Annotated in this window: 20 protein-coding genes; 19 read left to right on the top strand and 1 reads right to left on the bottom strand. The window is 49.9% G+C overall.

Going from position 1 to position 21,138, the window contains the following annotated elements:
- Window positions 1-106: 106 nt before the first annotated feature.
- Window positions 107-1,201: a glycosyltransferase family 4 protein gene (locus EKM99_RS10035; protein WP_125583287.1), complete on the top strand. Its 1,095-nt coding sequence runs from the start codon at window positions 107-109 to the stop codon at window positions 1,199-1,201.
- Window positions 1,202-1,653: 452 nt separating this feature from the next.
- Here the strand turns inward: EKM99_RS10035 and EKM99_RS10030 are convergent, their stop codons facing one another.
- Window positions 1,654-2,316: a YigZ family protein gene (locus EKM99_RS10030; protein WP_125583286.1), complete on the bottom strand. Its 663-nt coding sequence runs from the start codon at window positions 2,314-2,316 to the stop codon at window positions 1,654-1,656.
- A gap of 78 nt (window positions 2,317-2,394) precedes the next feature.
- Here EKM99_RS10030 and EKM99_RS10025 point away from each other — a divergent pair, with 78 nt between their 5' ends.
- The 18 genes from EKM99_RS10025 (at window position 2,395) to lgt (ending at window position 21,124) form a co-directional block, all read left to right on the top strand.
- A complete protein-coding gene (locus EKM99_RS10025; protein WP_125583285.1) occupies window positions 2,395-3,711 on the top strand; it encodes a DEAD/DEAH box helicase in 1,317 nt (438 codons plus the stop codon).
- Entirely contained in the window at window positions 3,708-4,385 is a 678-nt protein-coding gene (locus tag EKM99_RS10020; protein ID WP_125583284.1) for a ComF family protein, read from the top strand. Before EKM99_RS10025 ends, EKM99_RS10020 begins: the two co-directional genes overlap by 4 nt.
- 139 nt (window positions 4,386-4,524) lie before the next feature.
- Complete coding sequence (hpf, locus tag EKM99_RS10015; protein WP_125583283.1) at window positions 4,525-5,082, top strand: ribosome hibernation-promoting factor, HPF/YfiA family; 558 nt, start codon at window positions 4,525-4,527, stop codon at window positions 5,080-5,082.
- 430 nt (window positions 5,083-5,512) lie between these two features.
- The gene (secA, locus tag EKM99_RS10010) at window positions 5,513-7,876 is read left to right on the top strand and encodes a preprotein translocase subunit SecA (RefSeq protein WP_125583282.1); all 2,364 of its coding nucleotides are present in this window, start codon (window positions 5,513-5,515) and stop codon (window positions 7,874-7,876) included.
- 376 nt (window positions 7,877-8,252) lie between these two features.
- A protein-coding gene (prfB, locus tag EKM99_RS10005) for a peptide chain release factor 2 (RefSeq protein ID WP_125583281.1) occupies window positions 8,253-9,369 on the top strand; the annotation gives its coding sequence in 2 pieces (ribosomal slippage) (window positions 8,253-8,324 and window positions 8,326-9,369; 1,116 coding nt in all).
- A 130-nt stretch (window positions 9,370-9,499) separates the two neighbouring features.
- Window positions 9,500-10,654, top strand: a complete 1,155-nt coding sequence (locus tag EKM99_RS10000; protein WP_125583280.1) for a PDZ domain-containing protein — start codon at window positions 9,500-9,502, stop codon at window positions 10,652-10,654.
- A 4-nt stretch (window positions 10,655-10,658) separates the two neighbouring features.
- Window positions 10,659-11,366 carry a response regulator transcription factor gene (locus EKM99_RS09995; RefSeq protein WP_125583279.1) on the top strand — a complete coding sequence of 236 codons (708 nt, stop codon included), beginning with the start codon at window positions 10,659-10,661 and terminating at the stop codon, window positions 11,364-11,366.
- Entirely contained in the window at window positions 11,363-12,715 is a 1,353-nt protein-coding gene (locus EKM99_RS09990; protein ID WP_125583278.1) for a sensor histidine kinase, read from the top strand. The genes EKM99_RS09995 and EKM99_RS09990 overlap by 4 nt, the downstream gene beginning before the upstream one ends.
- 549 nt (window positions 12,716-13,264) lie before the next feature.
- The gene (locus EKM99_RS09985; RefSeq protein WP_125583277.1) at window positions 13,265-14,146 is read left to right on the top strand and encodes a phosphate ABC transporter substrate-binding protein; all 882 of its coding nucleotides are present in this window, start codon (window positions 13,265-13,267) and stop codon (window positions 14,144-14,146) included.
- Window position 14,147: 1 nt separating this feature from the next.
- Entirely contained in the window at window positions 14,148-15,077 is a 930-nt protein-coding gene (gene pstC, locus EKM99_RS09980) for a phosphate ABC transporter permease subunit PstC (protein ID WP_125583276.1), read from the top strand.
- Window positions 15,077-15,961 (top strand): phosphate ABC transporter permease PstA, encoded by an 885-nt coding sequence (gene pstA / locus EKM99_RS09975; RefSeq protein ID WP_125583275.1) that lies wholly within the window; start codon window positions 15,077-15,079, stop codon window positions 15,959-15,961. The genes pstC and pstA overlap by 1 nt, the downstream gene beginning before the upstream one ends.
- A gap of 41 nt (window positions 15,962-16,002) precedes the next feature.
- The gene (gene pstB, locus EKM99_RS09970; RefSeq protein WP_125583313.1) at window positions 16,003-16,797 is read left to right on the top strand and encodes a phosphate ABC transporter ATP-binding protein PstB; all 795 of its coding nucleotides are present in this window, start codon (window positions 16,003-16,005) and stop codon (window positions 16,795-16,797) included.
- Between the two features lie 17 nt (window positions 16,798-16,814).
- Window positions 16,815-17,573 carry a phosphate ABC transporter ATP-binding protein PstB gene (gene pstB / locus EKM99_RS09965; protein WP_125583274.1) on the top strand — a complete coding sequence of 253 codons (759 nt, stop codon included), beginning with the start codon at window positions 16,815-16,817 and terminating at the stop codon, window positions 17,571-17,573.
- 11 nt (window positions 17,574-17,584) lie between these two features.
- Window positions 17,585-18,265, top strand: coding sequence for a phosphate signaling complex protein PhoU (gene phoU, locus EKM99_RS09960; RefSeq protein ID WP_125583273.1), 681 nt, complete (start codon window positions 17,585-17,587; stop codon window positions 18,263-18,265).
- Window positions 18,266-18,522: 257 nt separating this feature from the next.
- A complete protein-coding gene (locus EKM99_RS09955) occupies window positions 18,523-18,858 on the top strand; it encodes a PspC domain-containing protein (protein ID WP_125583272.1) in 336 nt (111 codons plus the stop codon).
- A gap of 1 nt (window position 18,859) precedes the next feature.
- Window positions 18,860-19,231, top strand: a complete 372-nt coding sequence (locus EKM99_RS09950; protein ID WP_125583271.1) for a phage holin family protein — start codon at window positions 18,860-18,862, stop codon at window positions 19,229-19,231.
- Window positions 19,232-19,319: 88 nt separating this feature from the next.
- Window positions 19,320-20,255, top strand: coding sequence for an HPr(Ser) kinase/phosphatase (hprK, locus tag EKM99_RS09945; protein WP_125583270.1), 936 nt, complete (start codon window positions 19,320-19,322; stop codon window positions 20,253-20,255).
- 5 nt (window positions 20,256-20,260) lie between these two features.
- Window positions 20,261-21,124, top strand: a complete 864-nt coding sequence (lgt, locus tag EKM99_RS09940) for a prolipoprotein diacylglyceryl transferase (RefSeq protein WP_125583269.1) — start codon at window positions 20,261-20,263, stop codon at window positions 21,122-21,124.
- The last annotated feature ends 14 nt before the right edge of the window (window positions 21,125-21,138 follow it).

Genomic DNA, 21,138 nt, shown 5'->3' with positions numbered 1-21,138 from the left:
CTGCACAAAGTTTGTTTTTCTCTATTGAGTAACAAATCACGGTTGTGTTTAATTTCATAGATTTGTATAATTAGCAGAAGAGTAATGAAAGAAAGAGGACACTTTAATGAAATTTGAGATTATTGTTAGCTTATTTGCTACCATGATTATCTCCGCGGTCCTAACCCCGTTTGTGCGCCGCTTTGCGTTTCAAATTGGCGCGGTGGATAAACCGAATCAGCGGCGGGTCAACAAAGTTCCCATGCCGACACTTGGTGGCCTGGCCATCTTCATTGCGTTTACGTTTTCGACTATGTTTTTGTTGCGCGACCAGATGCCAACCCAACAACTGTGGGGTTTATTTGGTGGGGAGTGCATCATTGTGGCCGAGGGCATGATTGACGATGTCTTTGAGCTTTCTCCAAAACAAAAAGTATTCGGGCAACTCCTGGCGGCTTTGGAAGTTTACTTTGTCGCGGGTGTCCGCATGCGTTATTTAACCTTGCCATTCGTTGGTGTCTGGCACTTTGGCTGGTTGGCTTTGCCAATTACGCTGTTGTGGATTGTCGCTATCGTCAATGCTATTAACTTAATTGATGGTTTGGATGGGTTGGCAACCGGGGTGTCCATCATCGCATTGACCACGACGGGAATTACCGGATTGTTCTTCCTAAACGTTGCCAATACCTGGGTCGCTATTATGATTTTTGCATTGGTGGCCGCAATGGTTGGTTTCTTACCATATAATTTTTTCCCAGCACGGATTTATTTGGGTGACACGGGTGCGCAATTCATTGGTTTTATGATTGCGTGTTTCTCGCTCTATGGTCTGAAAAATGTCACCTTTATTTCCGTGATCATCCCTGTCATTATTTTAGGTGTGCCCATTACGGATACAGTTTACGCGATGATCCGGCGAATTCTCAACCGGCAACCCATTTCACACGCGGACAAGCATCATCTGCATCACAGGTTGATGCAACTGGGCTTGACGCACCGGCAGACGGTACTGGTCATCTACGGGATAGCGTTAATTTTCTCGTTTATCTCCCTATTATATCCGCTCTCCACTATTTGGGGCTCCGTGTTGTTGACCATCGCAATCTTAATTGGCTTGGAACTTTTCGTGGAAGCAATTGGGCTAGTGGGGTCGGATCGACAGCCACTGCTGCACTGGATTAACCGCATTGTGCAGAAGTTAACATCTAAGAATTCAGATTAAATCTGAGGTATTTTAAAACGCCCCGTAAAACCAATTTGGTTTTGCGGGGCGTCTTTTTAGCTGCAACTAAGTTCAAAAGTACCTGGAACAGATCAGTTAACAGACATTTAAGTCAAAAATTAGTTGGAAATGGTCCTCTGCAGCTGTTAGCGATTCAGGCACCCGTGGAAATCACAGTGAAACAGTCCCCCAGTGGGGTGTCGCTGGGTTGTGAATGTTTGTCCGCAATAATTATTTATTGCCTACGTAGGCTCAGCCGTGGGATTTTCCAAGTGGTTTTCTTGGGAAATGGCGACTTTGAAACGCGGTTTAGGCGGTTCAAAGCGAGCCCCAGACCGCTCTTGGGCTTGGGCTGTCCTGCCCACAGCGTTCCGGCCTAAATTTGGCGAACGGTGAGCCGGCAGTCCTAGACAATGTTGCTGGTATTCAGGATTCTATCCTTCACCCCCGGATTACGTGTCGCTTCGGCTACTAGCGTTGATTTCCACGGGGACTTCGTTATAAGCGATGGCCCCAGTTGCAACCGTTAACCGGTCACTCAGTAGGTTGGTGATTGCCGTTTGGGTCGCTTTCACATTGGCCAGGTCGACGGCGATGGTGACCGCCACCTGGTCGGTATAGGCGGTATCAAGCACATGGAGCGCATTTTCAGTCAGGTAGTGATTCAGCCGATCATAGTCGGGATAGGCAACCGTCAGCCGGAGTTCTTGTTGGCGGACGAGTTTGACGACCCCCACGGCTTCGATGCCGGTTGAGGTAGCATTACTGTAAGCGCGGATTAAGCCGCCAGCGCCGAGCTTGATGCCACCAAAGTAACGGGTCACCACCGCGATGGCATTGTGTAGATGATTGCGCTGCAACACCGTTAAAATGGGGACGCCGGCAGTTCCGGACGGCTCACCGTTGTCACTTTCGCGCTGAATTTCGTCATGTTCGCCGATGAGGTACGCCCAGCAATGGTGCGTGGCCTTGGCTTCACGAGCAGTGACCGCCGCGATGAACGCCTTGGCATCATCTTCGGTGGCAACACGGCCGAGGTCCGCAATGAAACGAGATTTTTTAATTTCAAGTTCGTGATTGCCACTCGCCTGAATGGTTAGGTAGTTGGTTTCCATATTAAATGTCCTTTCGGAAAAAATTTTAGCCTTCCTTTACGGAGTTAATTAATAGAGACACCGTGAGGAGGAAAATGAATGATTGAAGATGAACAATTTTGGGGTCGTCAAATACCACTTCCGCAGGCACCCGTGAATAGCGCGACCGGTATCACGGCCTTAAAGCAGGTGGGAAACCGACTGCAGTGTCAGCGGTGTACGCACCTATTGGCACCGACGGATCGGTTGGCCAACGGTGAGTGGTATTGCCGGCAGTGTTTACAACTGGGCCGGTTAACGTCACAACTTGAATTATACACTATTCCGGAGCCCAACCGGTTTGTGACCGCGCCAACTGGCGGCCTCACCTGGGAAGGCCAACTCAGTCCGCAACAGGAACGCGCTGCACAGGCTGTTCAGGATTACGTGAAAGCCCGCAAGAATCATTTGTTGTGGGCGGTGACGGGGGCTAGGAAGACTGAGATTGTCTATCCGGCACTAGCATGGGCTTTGGCGCAGGGGTGGCGCGTGGCCTGGACTTCGCCGCGGGTGGACGTTTGCCTGGAATTGGCACCGCGGTTGCATCAGGCCTTTGGTCAGGTTGCCCAGGCATTGTTGTATGGGGGTCAAGAGGAACCGTATACTTACTGCCCGCTGACCATCTGTACGGTCCATCAGCTGTTACGGTTTCGGGAAGCCTTCGATCTCATTATTGTGGATGAGGTTGATGCCTTTCCACTGGCGACCAGCCCCATGCTTCAGCACGCCATTGCGGCCGCTGAGAAAACGTCGGGATGCCATCTCTATTTGACGGCAACACCCGGTGACCAGTTGCAAAAGCAAGTCGCCAACAAACAACTCGCCGTCACCTACGTGCCCTTACGGTATCACGGCCACTTATTGCCGCAAATAGACTTGCGGGTGGCTTGGCGTTGGCGGGCGCAACTGAGCAAGAATAAATTGCCGGTCGCCCTGATTCGGCAGATGAAAGCGTATTTGGCGACGCAACAGCGATTTTTACTCTTCGTGCCCCACGTGGTTGATTTACCAGTCATCACCCGGGCCTTGCAGTTGGCTGGGATTCAGGGTGGGGTGACGGTTCACGCTGCCGACGCCGAACGAACCGCCAAAGTCCAGGCAATGCGGGATCGGCGGATTCCCTTCCTGATTACCACGACCATCCTGGAGCGGGGCGTCACCTTTCCCAACGTGAACGTCATCATCTTGGGCGGGGACGATGCCGTCTTCTCCACGGCGGCCCTGGTCCAGATTGCTGGTCGGGTGGGGCGGAGCGCTGATGCACCAAGTGGTGAGGTGACTTGTTACTGCCATACCCATACGAAACGGGTGCGACTGGCGCGGGGGATGATTGCGCGTCTCAATCTGCAAGGCAGACGGTTAGGCGGTCGCAAATGAACGCCTGTGTGTGGTGCGGGCGGCCATTGCATCAGGTCGTTACCCTCAACCAAATTTGGTGTTGGGCCCCCCTGACCCAATCGGTTGCCTGTGACCAGTGCCGCCAACGCTTCACGGCGATTACCAGTCAGCGTTGTCCGCAATGCGGTCGTCAGCAAACCGATGAGACGGTCTGCGTTGACTGTCAACGTTGGACTGGGCGGCCGCTGACCAATCATGCCATTTACGTGTACGATGAGGCGATGAAGGCCTACATGCAGCAGTACAAATTCCAAGGGGACTACGCCCTGCGCCTACTGATGCAGGAGCCGATTCGGGCGGCGCTTTTTCGGGAACACTACGATGTCTTGGTCCCCATCCCAGTGGATCAGGCAACCTGGCAAAAGCGGGGGTTCAACCAGGTCACGGGGTGGTTACGGCAGGCACCGTTTCAACAGGCCTTACTGGTGCTGGCGGATCACAAGAGTCGGCCGCAGTCGGCCAAAGATCGATCGGCCCGGTTGCAGACCCCCCAGCCATTCACCTTAGCGCCGAATGCAAAGGAAGTTCTTCACAATCAGCGGGTTTTACTGCTGGATGACGTCTACACGACCGGCAGAACTTTGCGGCACGCAGCCAATCAAATTTATTTGGGCGGCGCGAAAGCGGTTACTAGCTTGACTTTGGCGCGTTAACGACGGTGAAAATCGATTAGATTAATTGTTTCTGGTAGGGCTTTCTATTATAATAAATGTAAGCAAAGCATATTAGAAGAGTGGTCCTTCTAATGCTGAGCAAGCCAAGCAATCTCTTGGCTGAAGGGAGAGAAGTTTTATGCTCACATTTAATATTCGTGGTGAAAACATCGAAGTTACTGACGCAATACGGGATTACGTTGAAAAGCGTATCAGCAAGTTGGAGAAATATTTCGACAACAATGTTGAGGCAATTGCGCATATCAATCTGAAGGTCTACCAAAACAAGACAGCGAAGGTTGAAGTAACAATCCCACTCCCATACTTGACATTACGGGCAGAGGAAACCTCTCCGGACTTATATGCAAGTGTTGATCTGGTTACGGACAAGTTGGAACGTCAAATTCGCAAGTACAAGACCAAGGTCAACCGTAAGTCCCGGGAAAAGGGATACAAGAATCTCGACTTCTCACCGGACACTGACAGTGAAAAACCGGCTGACAGTAACGAATTAGAAGTTGTCCGCACCAAGCGTGTTTCGTTGAAGCCAATGGATAATGAAGAGGCCGTCCTGCAAATGGACATGTTAGGCCATGACTTCTTTATCTACGAAGATGCTGAAACCAATGGGATTAGCATCGTCTACCGTCGTAACGATGGTCGGTATGGCTTAATCGAGGCCGATGATCAAGATTAAGTAAATTTACTTTACGAAGCACCGTGATGTCGCGGTGCTTTTTTGTTACGCAAGATTAAAAAGGCTGCGCGATTTAACGTGCTTGCAACGCACGACGGGGCAAGAACTGTTATAATGGATGTTCGTGGCCCGTTCACGTAAAATGACCTGGCAATGATTGCTGTCACAGCGCTCATTTACGCGCTGGACGATCGTGGACCGACAAATTGTGATCGACGGGCCATTGAATTAAGAAATATATCAATAATTAAACTAATTTTGTTAATCCTATTTGAGGTTGCTACAACGCCAAAGAAACCGCTTCAATTAGCGGCCACGTGGGAGATTTGTTTCATCTTCGCTGGGATAGTGGTAAAATGTAGGTTGATTTATTGTAAATAAATGCGTAACTTTAAATAGACTTACTAAATGTACTGAAGGGAATTCTCACATGCCAAATATTTTGAAACGATGGGTCGAAAGTGATCGCCGGACTTTACGACGCCTCAGTAAATTAGCGGACGAAGTTGGCGCTTATGCTGACGACTACGCACAACTTTCAGACGATGATCTGAAAGCAAAAACGCCTGAATTTAAGAAGCGTTATCAGGACGGCGAAACGTTGGACGATTTACTGCCTGAAGCTTTTGCGGCTATCCGTGAAGGTGCCAAGCGGGTTCTCGGTCTCTATCCTTTCCACGTGCAGATCATGGGGGGAATTGTGCTTCATGAAGGGAACATTTCCGAAATGAAGACCGGTGAGGGGAAAACCTTGACCGCCACGATGCCCGTGTACCTGAATGCCATTGCTGGCGAAGGGGTTCACGTGGTTACGGTTAACGAATACCTGTCTGCACGTGATGCAACTGAAATGGGTGAACTGTATAACTGGATGGGCTTAACGGTTGGGTTGAACTCTGCCGAAAAGTCACCAGAAGAAAAACGGGAAGCCTACAATGCCGACATCACGTACTCAACCAACGGGGAAATCGGGTTCGATTACCTGCGGGATAACATGGTTGTGTACAAAGACGACATGGTGCAACGACCATTGAATTTTGCGATTGTCGATGAAGTTGACTCCATCTTAATTGATGAAGCTCGGACGCCATTGATTATTTCTGGTCAATCCGAAGGAACGAGTGCCCTGTACCAACGGGTGGACCGTTTTGCGAAGACCTTACATGAAAAAGATGACTTTAAGATTGACTTGGAATCCAAGACGGTTGCTTTAACCGACACTGGGATTGAAAAGGCTGAAAAGTACTTTAACTTGAAGAACCTGTATGACACCGACAACACCGCTTTGACCCACCATATGGATCAAGCGTTGCGGGCCAACTTTATCATGTTACGTGATAAAGACTACGTGGTTCAAGATGGTGAAGTCTTGATTGTTGATTCCTTTACTGGGCGGGTTATGGACGGCCGTCGTTACTCTGACGGCCTGCACCAAGCCATTGAAGCCAAGGAAGGCGTCGAGATTCAAGAAGAAACCAAGACCATGGCCAACATTACGTACCAAAACTTGTTCCGGATGTACAAGAAGTTGTCCGGGATGACGGGTACTGCGAAGACCGAAGCCGAAGAATTCCGGGAAATTTACAACATGGAAGTTATCACCGTGCCAACCAACAAACCGGTTGTCCGGGTGGATGAACCTGACTTGCTGTACCCAACCTTGGAATCTAAGTTCAACGCGGTTGTTAAGGAAATCAGTATGTTGCACGAAAAGGGCCAACCCATGTTGATTGGGACCGTGGCCGTTGAAACGTCTGAATACCTGTCACAACGCTTGAACGACGAGCACATTCCGCACGTGGTCTTGAACGCCAAGAACCATGCGAAGGAAGCCGATATCATTCAAAACGCCGGTCAAAAGGGTGCTGTTACCATTGCCACCAACATGGCTGGGCGGGGGACCGATATTAAATTGGGACCCGGTGTGGTTGAAATTGGTGGACTTGCCGTTATTGGGACTGAACGTCATGAGTCTCGGCGGATTGATAACCAACTTCGTGGCCGTTCCGGTCGTCAAGGGGATCCTGGTATGACTCAGTTCTACCTGTCCCTGGAAGATGATTTGATGCGGCGATTCGGTTCTGACCGAGTTAAAGCTTTCTTGGAACGGATGAACGTTGACGGTGAAGACGCCGTTATCCGGAGCCGGATGATTACCAAGCAAGTAGAATCAGCTCAGAAGCGGGTTGAAGGGAACAACTACGATTCCCGGAAGAACGTTCTGCAGTACGATGATGTTATGCGTCAACAACGTGACGTGATCTACGGCGAACGGAACCAGGTCATTAACCAAGACACTTCACTGAAGTGGGTCTTGATGCCAATGATCGAACGGACCGTTGATCGGGTGGTCAACTTGCATACGCAAGGGGATCAAGCCGACTGGGATTTGGATACCTTACTGGACTTCGGAATTTCAGCCATGGTTTCACCAGAAAAGATTAGTCTGGAACAATTGAAGGGCAAGTCGGCTGATGAAATCAAGAGCTTCTTCATGGGCTTAGCCGAAGAGGTTTACGCTGATAAGCAAAAGCAACTTTACGATCCAGCCCAAATGCTGGAATTCGAAAAGGTTGTGCTGTTACGTTGTGTTGATTCTCATTGGACCGACCACATCGACGCCATGGACCAATTACGTCAATCCATTGGATTACGGGGCTATGGTCAATTGAACCCATTAGTTGAATACCAACAAGATGGATTCCGGATGTTTGGTGAAATGATCTCTGACATCGACTACGACGCAACGCGCCTCTTCATGAAGTCTGAAATCAGACAAAATATCACCCGATAATCGGGAAAGGACGAGGCTGGGAGAAATTCTGGCCTCGTTTTTGTTAAAAAGAGTGGTCTGAAGGCCGCCTAACTGGCGAGCATTAACGGTGCTAAGTGAATAACCCCGGGCCTGGGTTATTTGCTTAGCAGTGTTAAGCGGAACCAGTTGGCCTTCAGAGCACGTTTCGGCAACGTAGAGTAGGCGCCACTAAACTGCGAGCATTAACGGCGTAAGGGGAATTACCCTGGGTCTGGGCAATTTTCCTTACGGTGTTAAGCGGAACCAGTTGCCTTTGAAAGCACGTTTCGGCAATGTCGGATACAAGTGTTCGACGCTACTTTAGAGCCACCAGGACCCAGCAACAGAAAAAATAAACCAAAAAGGAGCCAACAACATGGAATTAAGTGATGCAAAACGTGAAATTACCGCCATGCGTGAACAACTAACCGGCTTTAGGGGGTCGCTTTGACTTTGATGCCCTGAACGAGAGTATCAGTGTCAATGAAGGCCAAATGGCCCAACCGGATTTCTGGGACAACGCCCAGTCGGCACAGAAACTGATTGATGAAACCAATGAAATGAAGAAAAAGGTTGAAGAATACCAGAATTTATCTGGCCAAGTCGACGACCTTGAAGTGGCGCTAGAGTTGTTGCAGGAAGAACCCGATGCGGATATGCAGGCGGAGTTTGAAACTGATTTTGCGACAGCCAAGAAGGCGCTCCAGCAGTACAGTCTGAACATGCTGCTGAACCAAAAGTATGATCGCAACAACGCTATTTTGGAAATTCATCCGGGTGCTGGGGGAACTGAATCCCAGGACTGGGGCGAGATGCTGTTACGGATGTACACCCGCTGGTCCGAACAACACGATTTCAAGGTGACCATTTTGGATTATCAGGTTGGGGATGTTGCGGGATTGAGCAGCGTGACCCTTCTGATTGCTGGTCACAACGCTTACGGGTACTTGCGGTCTGAAAAGGGTGTCCACCGGTTAGTGCGGATTTCACCGTTTGATTCAGCCGGGCGGCGGCACACGTCGTTCGCTTCGGTGGATGTCTTACCAGAACTGGACGACTCCGTGGACGTGGAAATTAATCCGGCCGACTTGAAGGTCGACGTCTATCGGGCCTCTGGTGCCGGTGGCCAACATGTTAACAAGACCTCGTCAGCCGTGCGGATTACACATTTACCAACGGGCATTGTGACGCAGAGCCAGGCGCAGCGGTCACAGCTACAGAACCGGCAGACGGCGTTAGGCATGTTGCGGGCAAAGTTGTATGAACGTGAGGAACAGAAGAAGGCCGAGGAAAAGGCCAAGATTGAGGGTGACCAGATGGATATTGGCTGGGGCTCCCAGATTCGGTCTTACGTTTTCCATCCGTACACCATGGTCAAAGACCACCGGACCAATTACGAAACGGGTAACGGCCAAGCCGTGATGGATGGGGATCTCGATCCGTTCATCGATGCTTACCTGCAATGGCAATTAAGCCAGAAGAATCCAGATTAAGGGTAGCGGATCGGTCAGGAGACTGATTCACGAAAATAATGATTGTAAGGGTAACACGAATGTCGTGTTGCCTTTTTTTGTTTCATGCTATACTGGGGACAGCTATTTTTTCAGGAAAGGTGTCGATTTCATGCGGACATTTATTGCTTGTGGCAGTTTCCTGCTACAGCCGTTAGTCTGGTTGGTTATTTTGCGTATCTGGTTGACCAGCCGGGCACGAATCAAGTCCGAGCGTCACGATTTTGGGAGTGCTGTTTATGGCGACCACTTTGAATTACGTCATTTACTGACACAAGGAATTTTATTAGGGCTGGGATTATCGCTCATTAACTTATTAATTGGGTTCAGTCTGCCACTCATGTGGATTGTGGTTTACGAAATTCTGGCGGTGGTGACCTTAATTATTTTGCCGACAACGATTCTGCCATTTACACTGGTGGTGGTCGCAACGCTTGTGACCCAATTTGGGGGAGCATACATAACAAATAAACCTGATTTATCAGCCATTGGCCTCAACTGGCACACGGTTGGCAGTGCCAACTATCTGTGGTTAGCAGTCCTGTTCTTCTTGCTACTAGGACATTGGGTGGCGCATTACGGTGGCCGTTTTGCCAGTCCTAAGATTTATGCAAAACAACGGGGAAAGCGCATTGCTGGCTACCCTTGGCGTGAGTTTTTGGTTTTACCGATGGTGACGCTGGTCCCCGGGGACTGGTTTAGCAGTCACTTGGCTTTCTGGCCGGTGCTCAACGTTCACGGCCAAACGTTTGCTGTTTTGGTAATTCCTTTGATTCTGGGATTGCGGTTTACCGTTTTTCGGCAAGCCCCCCAGACGGTTTATCACCAATTAGCCAAGAATTTTGTGTGGCTAGCGGTTGCTGCAGCAGCATTTATGGGCTGGACACGGTTTCGCCCACAAGATTCGCCGTTCCTATTAATTGTCCTGTTAGTTGGTTATGCTGTTATCCTATGGCATGCTAAACGCTATGATGAACGTCAACAATTCTGGTATTCTCAAGTTGACGATGGTGTTCGGGTGCTGGCGATTCGGCCACGCACGCCGGCTGTCAAGCTAGATTTGGCTGCGGGAGATATTATTTTAGAGTGTAACCATCGCCCCGTCAACAGTGAAACGAGCTTTTATGAAGCCCTGCTGGCCAATCCCGCGTATTGTCATTTACGTGTCAGGGACATGAATGGTGAGCTGAAGATGACGGAAACGGCCATCTATTCAGGGGCACCACATGAAATTGGCATTGTGTTATTCAGAGATCAGGAGGGGTAAATCTATGAGTCGAGTCCTAGTCGTCGATGACGAACCAGCCATTGTAACGTTGCTGCAGTACAACTTGGAACAAGCAGATTTTCAAGTGGTCACGGCAATTGATGGTGAGCAAGCATTGAACTTAGCGCTGCACGAAAAATTTGATGTTATCCTGTTGGATTTAATGTTACCCAAATTAGATGGTGTTGAAGTGACCAAGCGCTTACGCCAGGAAAAAATTACGACACCAATTATCATGGTGACGGCCAAGACTGGGGAATTTGATACGGTCTTTGGGCTGGAACTGGGTGCCGATGATTATATTACCAAGCCGTTTAGTCCCCGCGAAGTGATTGCCCGAATGAAGGCCGTTATGCGGCGTTATCACGAGGACGAGCCCCAGGAACAAGTTCCTAGCAAAGCGGATCATCGACTTCAGGTTGCTGATTTGACGATTGATCAAGATAAATTTCAAGTTAAACGTGGCAATCAACCGATTGAACTCACCCCGAAAGAATTCGAATTACTCCTCTTCTTTGCGAAACGTCCCGGTAAAGTTTGGAGTCGCGAGCAATTGTTAGAGGGCGTCTGGGGATTTGACTATAGTGGTCAGACCCGGATGGTGGACATTCACGTTTCACATTTACGAGAAAAAATTGAGATTGATCCCAAACACCCGACGCTGCTGAAGACGGTGCGCGGATTTGGGTATACGTTTGAGGCGCAGCCATGATTCGGCAACTGTCGCTGGTCTGGTTAGGACTCGGGGGAGTCAATACTTTTTTAGTGGCCGTTGTGCGAGCGCCGCATATGGCGATGGCCCTGGTGGTGGCGTGGTCGGTCGCACTGTTGGAGACCGTGGTGGCAGGGTACCTGTATCGGTGGATTGAACGCCGCGTGGGTATTCTCACCAAGAAGGTGGAGGGTATTCGGCACGGCGAAACGCCAGCGCACGTTTTATTGTCGCCGCACGATCCGTTTTATCAGTTAGCCTTACAAATCAACTACTTGCAGACCCATCAACGAAAAGTCCGACGCCAAATTGCGGGACAAAACCAGGAATTTGCCACGCTCTTGGATTACCTACCAATTGGCGTGATGGTAATCGATCGTTATCGGAAAGTCGAGCTGGCAAATCCGGCCATGGAACAATTTCTGCAACACCGAATTTCACCGCGACGACATCCCTTCACCCAGGACGTCCGCCAATTCGAACTGGCCAGCTTGATTAACTCAGCCCTGAGTGATAAGCAGACGCAACACCGCACGCTCAAGCTACCAGGCGCTGCCAACGAACGCACGCTGGACGCCCGGGCCATTTATACGGCGACCTCCCAGGACTATTTTCAAGTGTTAGTCTTGTTGTACGACGTGACTGAGGTCTACGCGGTTGAGCAGATGCAGATGGACTTTGTGTCCAACGCCTCGCATGAGTTGAAGACGCCCGTGACGGCGATTTCCGGCTTTGCCAAGACTTTGTTGGCGGGGGCTAAGGATGATCCAGAAAAGTCAGTGGAGTTTCTCAAAATTATTGATCAACAGAGTGAACGCTTAGTGGAACTGATTAACGACGTCCTCACGATTTCTCACATAGAATCGGGGAATGCGGTCGAGGCAGCCGAGGTACCGGTGGGGCAAGTCATTGCGAGTCAAGTGTCGTTGTTAAGGCCACTGGCTGGTGTGAATGCTGTGACATTGGATAATCAGGTGCCGGCAGATCTTATGGCGGTGACCGATCAACGTAAATTTGATCAGATTTTAAAGAATGTGTTGAGTAATGCCATTAAGTACAATCGGCCGCAGGGGTCGGTGACGTTGTCGAGCCGCATCATCGGCCATTCGTGGGCGTTGACGATTGCGGATACGGGAATTGGCATCAACCCGCAGGACCAACTACGGGTCTTCGAGCGGTTTTACCGAGCGGACGTTTCCCACTCCAACCAGTTGGTGAGTGGGAGCGGACTGGGACTCGCCATCGTGCGGGAACTGGTACAATCCCTGAATGGTAAGATTGACTTACAGAGTACGCCAGACGTGGGGACCAAGGTCACGATGACCTTCCCCCTGTCTGAAGAAGAATAACTGGTGACCATCAATGACCATGCCCGTACAGGGGTGGCCGTTGATGGTTTTTGTGATGTCAAAAAAACCTGTAAAGGCTAAAGACATTGGCAACATTGTGTATGACTGCCACACGTCTCGACAATGTAAAGGCGGACCAAATTCCATGGTCACAGCCTAAATTTGCTCACTCATGCCTACATAAACTGTGGCCAATTTCGATTGGACAAACGTTTCCAGTTCAGCGAGGGTCACACGTGTGTCAGATTGAAGAACAACCTGAACCGGAGGAGGACCGCTTCTCAGGCCGCAGGCGTTCCCCACAGCAGGCGGAATCTCTGGCAGCCGCAGGTGGCAATTAACCACTAATTTTATAGACTGACGCTCTCTCAGCTGAGCCGTGAAAGCGCAGAAATAGTCTCGCCCCCTCATTAATTATCCTGAAACATGCCAGTATCGGGTTATATTTACACAACCTTTACAATACGTCTACACGACATTTACATTCGTTAGGTATACTTGCTCTTGAAGTGGTAGGGCGGTTCTGCCTTGCCGATAGGAGGGAACGGTATGTCAAAGAAACGCTGGGTGCAGGGCCTGGTTTTGGTTGTCTTGGTTGCGCTGTTAGGGTTTGCCTACCAGACGCGGCAAGTCAGTCACGCGGGTGAATCAATCACTGCTGTGGGCTCCACGGCCCTACAGCCCTTAGTTGAAGCAGCTGGGGAACAGTATACGGGCGAACACCTGGGAACGTTCATTAACGTTCAGGGTGGGGGTACCGGGACTGGTCTCAGTCAAATTCAAGAAGGTGCCGTTCAAATCGGTAATTCCGACCTCTTTGCCAGTGAGCAGAAGGGCATCCGAGCAAGTTCCCTGGTTGATCACCGGGTGGCGGTAGTTGGCATTACACCAATCGTGAATAAAAAAGTTGGTCTGACTAATCTGTCAACCCATCAACTGATTCAGGTCTTTACGGGTCAGGTGACTAACTGGAAACAAGTTGGTGGCGCCAATCTGCCAATTGTCCTCATCAATCGGGCTCAGGGAAGCGGGACCCGCGCAACCTTTGAGCAGTTTGGCTTGAACAAGCATCGTTCTAAGACCTCACAGGAACAGGATTCTTCGGGGATGGTCCGTTCCATTGTGGCGACGACCCCCGGGGCAATCAGTTACGTGGCGTTCTCCTATGTCGACAAGACCGTTCAGGAGATTTCCTTGAATCACGTCGCCCCAACCGAAAATAATGTCACGACAAATAAATGGAAAATCTGGTCCTACGAACACCTCTATACCAAGGGCCAACCAACTGGGCTGACCAAGTCCTTTATCGCTTACGTTGAGTCACCAGCCATCCAGAATACGCTGGTTCGGCAGTTGGGGTATCTTTCACCCAATCAAATGACCGTTGAACGAACAGCGACTGGTAAGGTTACTCGGACGGGAGGCGCGTAGGATGAAGACAACGCAACAGTTAGAAAAACAATTAAAACGGCGCTCCAAGGCCGCTAAACTAGAAATTTTTGGGCGGGTCATTAGTCTGACTGCCTTACTGTTGATTGTCGCCGTCGTGGTGGCAATCATCGGTTTTGTGGCCTCCAAAGGGATCGCCACGTTTACCAGCAATCACGTGAATTTATGGGACTTTTTATCGGGAAAAAAATGGAATCCAGGTATTACGGATGCCAATGGTAAGCCAGAAGTTGGGGCGTTACCCATGATTGTTGGGTCCTTCCTGATTACCATTTTGTCTGCCATTGTGGCAACACCATTTGCTATTGGAACCGCCGTGTTTATGAATGAAATTTCCCCTAACCGGGGCGCAAAAATCTTACAACCTGTGACGGAACTGCTTGTCGGCATTCCTTCCGTTGTGTATGGGTTTATCGGTCTGTCCGTGGTTGTGCCCACCACTCGAGCCTTGTTTGGTGGTAGTGGGTTTGGGATCCTGTCCGGGACCTGCGTGCTCTTCGTCATGATTTTACCGACCGTGACGTCGATGAGTGCGGATGCGTTACGCGCAGTTCCGCGTTACTACCGTGAGGCTTCACTGGCACTGGGTGCGACCCAGTGGCAAACGATTTACAAAGTGGTGCTCCGTGCGGCGACCCCCGGGTTGATGACGGCGGTGGTGTTCGGGATGGCGCGGGCGTTCGGTGAAGCACTAGCTGTACAAATGGTTATCGGGAACGCCGCTTTAATGCCAAACAGCCTGGTTTCCCCATCTTCTACGTTGACTTCCGTGTTGACGACTGGGATTGGGAACACCGTGATGGGCTCGCTCCAAAACAATGCCCTGTGGTCCTTAGCCTTAGTCTTACTGCTGATGTCCCTGGTCTTTAACTTAATTATTCGCTTGATTGGTCGAAAGGGGCGTCTACAATAATGAATTCAAAAACGCAGAACAAGGTTGCCATTGGCAGCCTGTATGGGATTGCGGGCTTGGTCGTGTTGATTCTGCTCGCCCTGCTTGGCTACATTCTCGTGAGTGGTGTGCCCCAGCTCAGCTGGCACTTCTTGACGGCGCCAGGTAAGGCCTTTCTCAAGGGCGGCGGGGTCGGTATCCAGCTGTTCAACTCATTTTATCTGTTGATCCTAGCCATGCTGATTTCGTTTCCAATTGCGCTGGGCGCTGCGATTTACCTTTATGAATATGCGAAAGATAATTGGTTAACGACCACCATTCGGACGGCAATTGAAATTTTAAGTTCGCTGCCTTCAGTGGTTGTGGGGTTGTTTGGCTTCCTCTTCTTCGTGGTTAAACTGCACCTGGGCTTTTCAATTCTCTCCGGGGCCTTTGCCTTAACGTTCTTCAATCTGCCACTGTTGACCAGAAGTATTGAAGACTCATTGCGAACGGTCAGTGATGTCCAACGTGAAGGGGGCCTGGCACTGGGACTCTCACGGTGGGAAACGGTGACGCGGGTCATTTTGCCTGCCGCCGTACCCAGTATTTTGACCGGGGTGATTCTGAGTGCCGGTCGGGTGTTTGGGGAAGCTGCCGCCTTGATCTATACGGCGGGGCAGAGCGCACCAGCCTTAAACTTTACCGATTGGAATCCGTTTAACATTTCAAGCCCGTTGAACCCAATGCGGCCAGCGGAAACGTTAGCGGTGCACATTTGGAAGATTAATTCGGAAGGAATCATGCCGGATGCGAAAGCCATTTCATCCGGGTCATCCGCCGTCTTAGTCATTGCCATTCTGCTGTTTAACTTTGCTGCCCGCTACCTGGGTAAACGTTTGTATAAACGCCTGACTTCGGCGTAGGAGGCTAAGCGATGTTTGTGAATAACGATGTAAAAAAGACGATGGACATGGAAGACCGCCACGTGATCAAGCTTAGCGATCCTGACCATCCCGTGATTTTATCCACGGAAGACCTGCACGTTTACTACGGGCAAAAAGAAGCACTATTTGAAGGTGATTTGGAATTTGCTAGTAACCAAATTACCGCTTTGATTGGGCCCTCCGGCTCTGGTAAGTCCACTTATTTGCGGTCGCTGAACCGAATGAATGATCGGATTGCCACGGTGACCGGGAAGATTATGTATCGCGGCGTTGATATTAATCAGCCGGACATCGACGTTTATGAGATGCGGCGCCGGGTGGGGATGGTCTTCCAACGGCCAAACCCGTTTGCCAAGTCAATTTACGATAACATCGCTTTTGCTTTACGGCTAAGGGGGGTAACCGGTAAACATGAGTTAGACGAAATCGTGGAGACTTCCTTGAAGCAGGCCGCACTCTGGGATCAGGTGAAAGATGACCTGAAAAAGAGTGCGCTGGCGCTCTCGGGTGGTCAGGCGCAACGGTTGTGTATTGCGCGGGCCATTGCCATTAAGCCGGATATTCTTTTGCTAGATGAACCGGCGAGTGCGCTGGATCCCGTATCGACCGGGCAACTGGAAGATACGTTGTTGTCGCTGAAGGAGAATTACACGATTATCATCGTGACGCATAACATGCAACAAGCCGCACGGATCAGTGAGTATACGGCATTTTTCAATCAGGGACGCGTGTTAGAGTATGACACGACGAGCCATATCTTTACGAATCCGTCGGTACAAGTCACCAGTGATTATGTTTCGGGGAACTTTGGCTAAAAGAGGAGGAAATTGAAATGAAGGAAGATATCTTAACGACGCAGGATCTTCATTTGTATTACGGGGACAAGGAAGCTTTGAAAGGCATCAACTTAGATTTTGACGAGAAGGGCATCACCGCTTTAATTGGGCCATCGGGGTGTGGGAAGTCCACGTATCTGCGGACACTGAACCGGATGAACGATTTGATTCCTAACGTCACGATTACTGGGACCATCAAGTTTAAGGGCAACGATCTCTATGCGCCCAGCGCCGACACGGTTCAGATTCGGAAGGAAATCGGCATGGTCTTTCAACAACCCAATCCGTTTCCATTTTCCATCTACGACAATGTGATTTATGGCCTACGGATTGCTGGCGAGAAGGATAAGGAAAGATTGGATGCGGTTGTTGAGAAATCCTTGCGGCAAGCTGCCGTGTGGGATGAAGTCAAAGATCACCTGCATGAAAGTGCCTTGGCCCTTTCTGGTGGGCAACAACAACGGGTATGCATCGCGCGGGTTCTGGCCGTGTCGCCAGAAATTATTCTGCTAGACGAACCAACCAGTGCGTTGGATCCCGTTTCCAGTAGTCAGATTGAAGCAACCCTCTTGAATTTACGGCACGATTATACGATTATTATAGTGACCCATAATCTCCAGCAGGCTTCGCGGATTGCGGACCGGACCGCCTTCTTTATGAATGGTGAGCTGATTGAAGTGGATCAAACTAAAAATATTTTTATGAACCCAGCGAATAAGCAAACGGAAGATTACATTAGCGGTCGCTTTGGGTAAGGAGGCAGGATATGCGCAGATTATTTGATGATGAGTTGGCTGAATTGGATGCTGACTTTACTGAAATGGGCATGCTGGTCAGCGAGACCATTGAGCAGTCGGTAAACGCGTTCACCAACCGGGACGCCGTGGCTGCTCAACGGGTGATTGATCACGACCATGACATTAATGAACGAGAAATTGCTCTGGAAAAGAAAACCTTTGAAATGATTGCTTTATACCAACCAGTGACCACCGATCTGCGTGAAATCGTGACGATTTTAAAGGCAGTGTCGGAGCTGGAACGGGCGGGTGACCATGCCAGAAATGTTGCGCATGCGGCCATTAAATTTGGCTCGAAGCAAAAGATTCCGGTGCTGGAGCAATTAATGAATCAGATGGGACAATTGACCACCCAAATGGTCAAAGACGTCTTATCAGCCTATGTCAATAAAGATGAGCATGAGGCCCGGAAATTGGCCGATGTGGATCGGCAATTAGACCAACTGAATCACCAGGTTCGCGCAGATAGTTATCAACAAATGCGGTTGGACCCGGCGTTTGAAACTGGGGCGTCGATTTACCTGAACGTGGCCCAAGACCTGAGTCGCATTGGTGATTACGTGACTAACGTTTGTGAGTGGATTATCTACTTGAAATCCGGTCAGATCATCGAATTGAACACGGCTAGCCAGGACGGTGAAGCCGAGTAGATAAAGATTAATCTAAATTGAAGATTTGCTGGAACGGCCACTGAAGACTTGCTTTCAGTGGCCGCTTTCGTTATTGTTGCCCTAAAGGGACTCACTGGGCAGCTTGTTTGTAAGTCCGCCCAGTCTGAGGTACCCATGTTTCCCAGTTTAAGTAATCGTAATTATTGCGACAAAACCGTCAGATTACTGGATTTAGGCTGGGGTTATCGGATATGATGGAACCACTAAAATAACTAACTTTAAAGGAGTGTCCGCCTATGGCAGCAAAAAAACGTTTGGTCCGTTCCCGTACTAACCGCTTAGTCGGTGGGGTATTGGGCGGCATTGCAGAGTATTTCGATTGGAACGCGAACATCTTACGGCTGATTTACGTTTTGGTCTCACTGGCAATTCCAACGCACGGGGTTCTGGGACTATTGGTCTACGTGATTGTGATGACCTTTATGCCCTTGGATGACTCTCAACCGACGACACCTAGTTTCCGGGATCTATTCCGCGGTGGTGGGGCACAGGAGCCCCAACAACCAGGACGTAAAGTCATTCACGATGTGACGGAACAGGATGTGAAGGACCAGCACAAGGACGGTGATTAATGTGCGTTTTTGGCCGAGAATTTTTATCAACGCGCTGATCTTTTTAGCGCTCGCCGGCTTTTTTCAAAGCACGTTGGCCGGCTCCTTTCAAAATAGCTTCTACGTGTCCAGTGTCTGGGTTGCGTTACTGGCTAGCTTTGTCTTAGCGTTGCTCAATGCCGTGGTCAAGCCGATTCTATTTGTCTTGTCCTTACCGATTACCATTTTGACCCTGGGACTGTTCAGTGTGGTCCTGAACGCCGCGATGCTGGAACTGACGTCGTGGTTCGTGGGTAGTAGTTTTGCTTTCGCATCGTTTGGGACGACCCTGATTATTGCGATTATTATGTCGCTGTGTAATGCGATTATCAGCGATCATTTCGCCCGGGGATAACTTGCGGTTAGCGGTTTAATTTGGTGGGAGTTCCCACTGGAAAGTGCTAAAATTAAAGTAGTTTACTATGCAGTAAGGAGGAACGCCCATGACAGAGAGTGTCACGGTGGCAGAACTCGTCAAAGCCAACCGCTTAGATGTTTATTCTGGCAAAGATAACTTGGAACGGCAAATCACCACGAGTGATATTTCGCGTCCAGGCTTGGAATTAACCGGTTATTTTAACTATTATCCAGCAAAACGGGTCCAATTATTAGGGATTACTGAAACCTCATTTGCCAAGGGCATGAGTCACAAAAAATTGCTCGATGTGATGCGGAAAATGTGTCAGCCTGAAACGCCTGCTTTTGTGATTTCCACGCAACTCGATCCACCGGAGGAATTGAAGGAATCCGCTGATGAGGCGGGTATTCCCATCCTGGGAACCAAGCTCACAACGTCACGCGTCTTGAGTAACATGACCAACTTCTTGGAAGGTAAATTGGCTGAACGCCAATCCGTTCACGGTGTCCTAGTTGACATCTACGGGGTTGGGGTCATGATTACCGGTGATTCTGGTGTTGGTAAGAGTGAAACGGCCTTGGAACTGGTCAAACGGGGGCACCGGCTGATTGCTGATGACCGCGTAGAAGTTTACCAACAAGACGAACAGACGCTGGTGGGCGCTGCACCGGCTATTTTGAGCCACCTCTTAGAGATTCGGGGCATTGGGATTATCGATGTCATGAACCTTTTCGGGGCCGGCGCCGTGCGGAGTGAGACGGACATTGATTTAATCGTTCACCTGGAACTTTGGAAGGACGACAACCACTTCGATCGCTTGGGCAATAACGACGAAACGCAGCGGTTCTTTGACGTGGTCGTTCCCAAGATTAGTGTACCAGTCAAGACCGGGCGGAATCTGGCCATCATCATTGAAGCGGCGGCAATGAACTTCCGTGCGCGCTCAATGGGCTACGACGCCACCAAAGTTTTTGATGATAACTTAAAGCGCTTAATTAAGCAAAACGGGAATAAATCATAAGGGAGATGGGCGTTATCTTTTCACCTATTGTGGCGGCGCTTAACCCCATCGCCATTCATTTGGGACCGATTGCAGTTCACTGGTACGGCGTGATTATCGCAACGGGGGTCATCATTGCGGTGACGTTAGCTGTTCGTGAGGGCGATCGGCGGGGCATCAAGTCTGATGATATCTACGACATGATTCTTTGGGCTTTGCCGGCAGCCTTAATCGCTGCACGAACGTATTACGTTGTCTTTCAGTGGTCGTATTACCAGCACCATCCCGGCGAGATTATTGCCATTTGGGATGGCGGGATTGCCATTTATGGCTCCCTGATTGGTGCCGGCCTAGTGGTTTACTTCTTCTGTCGGTCGCGGTTTATCCCCGTCTGGTTGATGTTGGATGTTGCGGCACCAACCGTTATTTTGGGCCAAGCCATTGGCCGGTGGGGAAACTTTATGAACCAGGAAGCCTTCGGGCGGATCACCAGTTTGGCCTTCCTACAGGGCTTACATTTGCCTAATTGGATTATTAATCAAATGTTGATCAACGGCGCTTACCGGCAGCCAACCTATCTGTACGAGTCGACGTGGGACCTGATGGGGTTTGTCGTGCTGATGAGCTTACGGCATTACCCGAAACTGTTTAAACAGGGCGAGGTCTTTCTCGGTTACGTGATGTGGTATTCATTCGGCCGTTTCTTTATCGAAGGGATGCGGACGGATAGTCTCATGTTGTTCGGTATGATTCGTATTTCGCAACTGTTGTCAGTGGTCCTGTTCGTGGGCGCCTTAATCATTTGGGTCTATCGTCGGCGTTCAACGACGCCGCCCATCGCCTACCTGGACGGAAATCCATTTCAAGAAAAAACTACACTTTCTAAATAAGGAGAATCCATTAC

This window comes from Levilactobacillus cerevisiae, assembly GCF_003946245.1.
Taxonomy (GTDB): domain Bacteria; phylum Bacillota; class Bacilli; order Lactobacillales; family Lactobacillaceae; genus Levilactobacillus; species Levilactobacillus cerevisiae.
The sequence above is the reverse complement of the archived record's forward strand: the minus strand, read 5'-3'. Positions and strand labels throughout refer to the sequence as shown.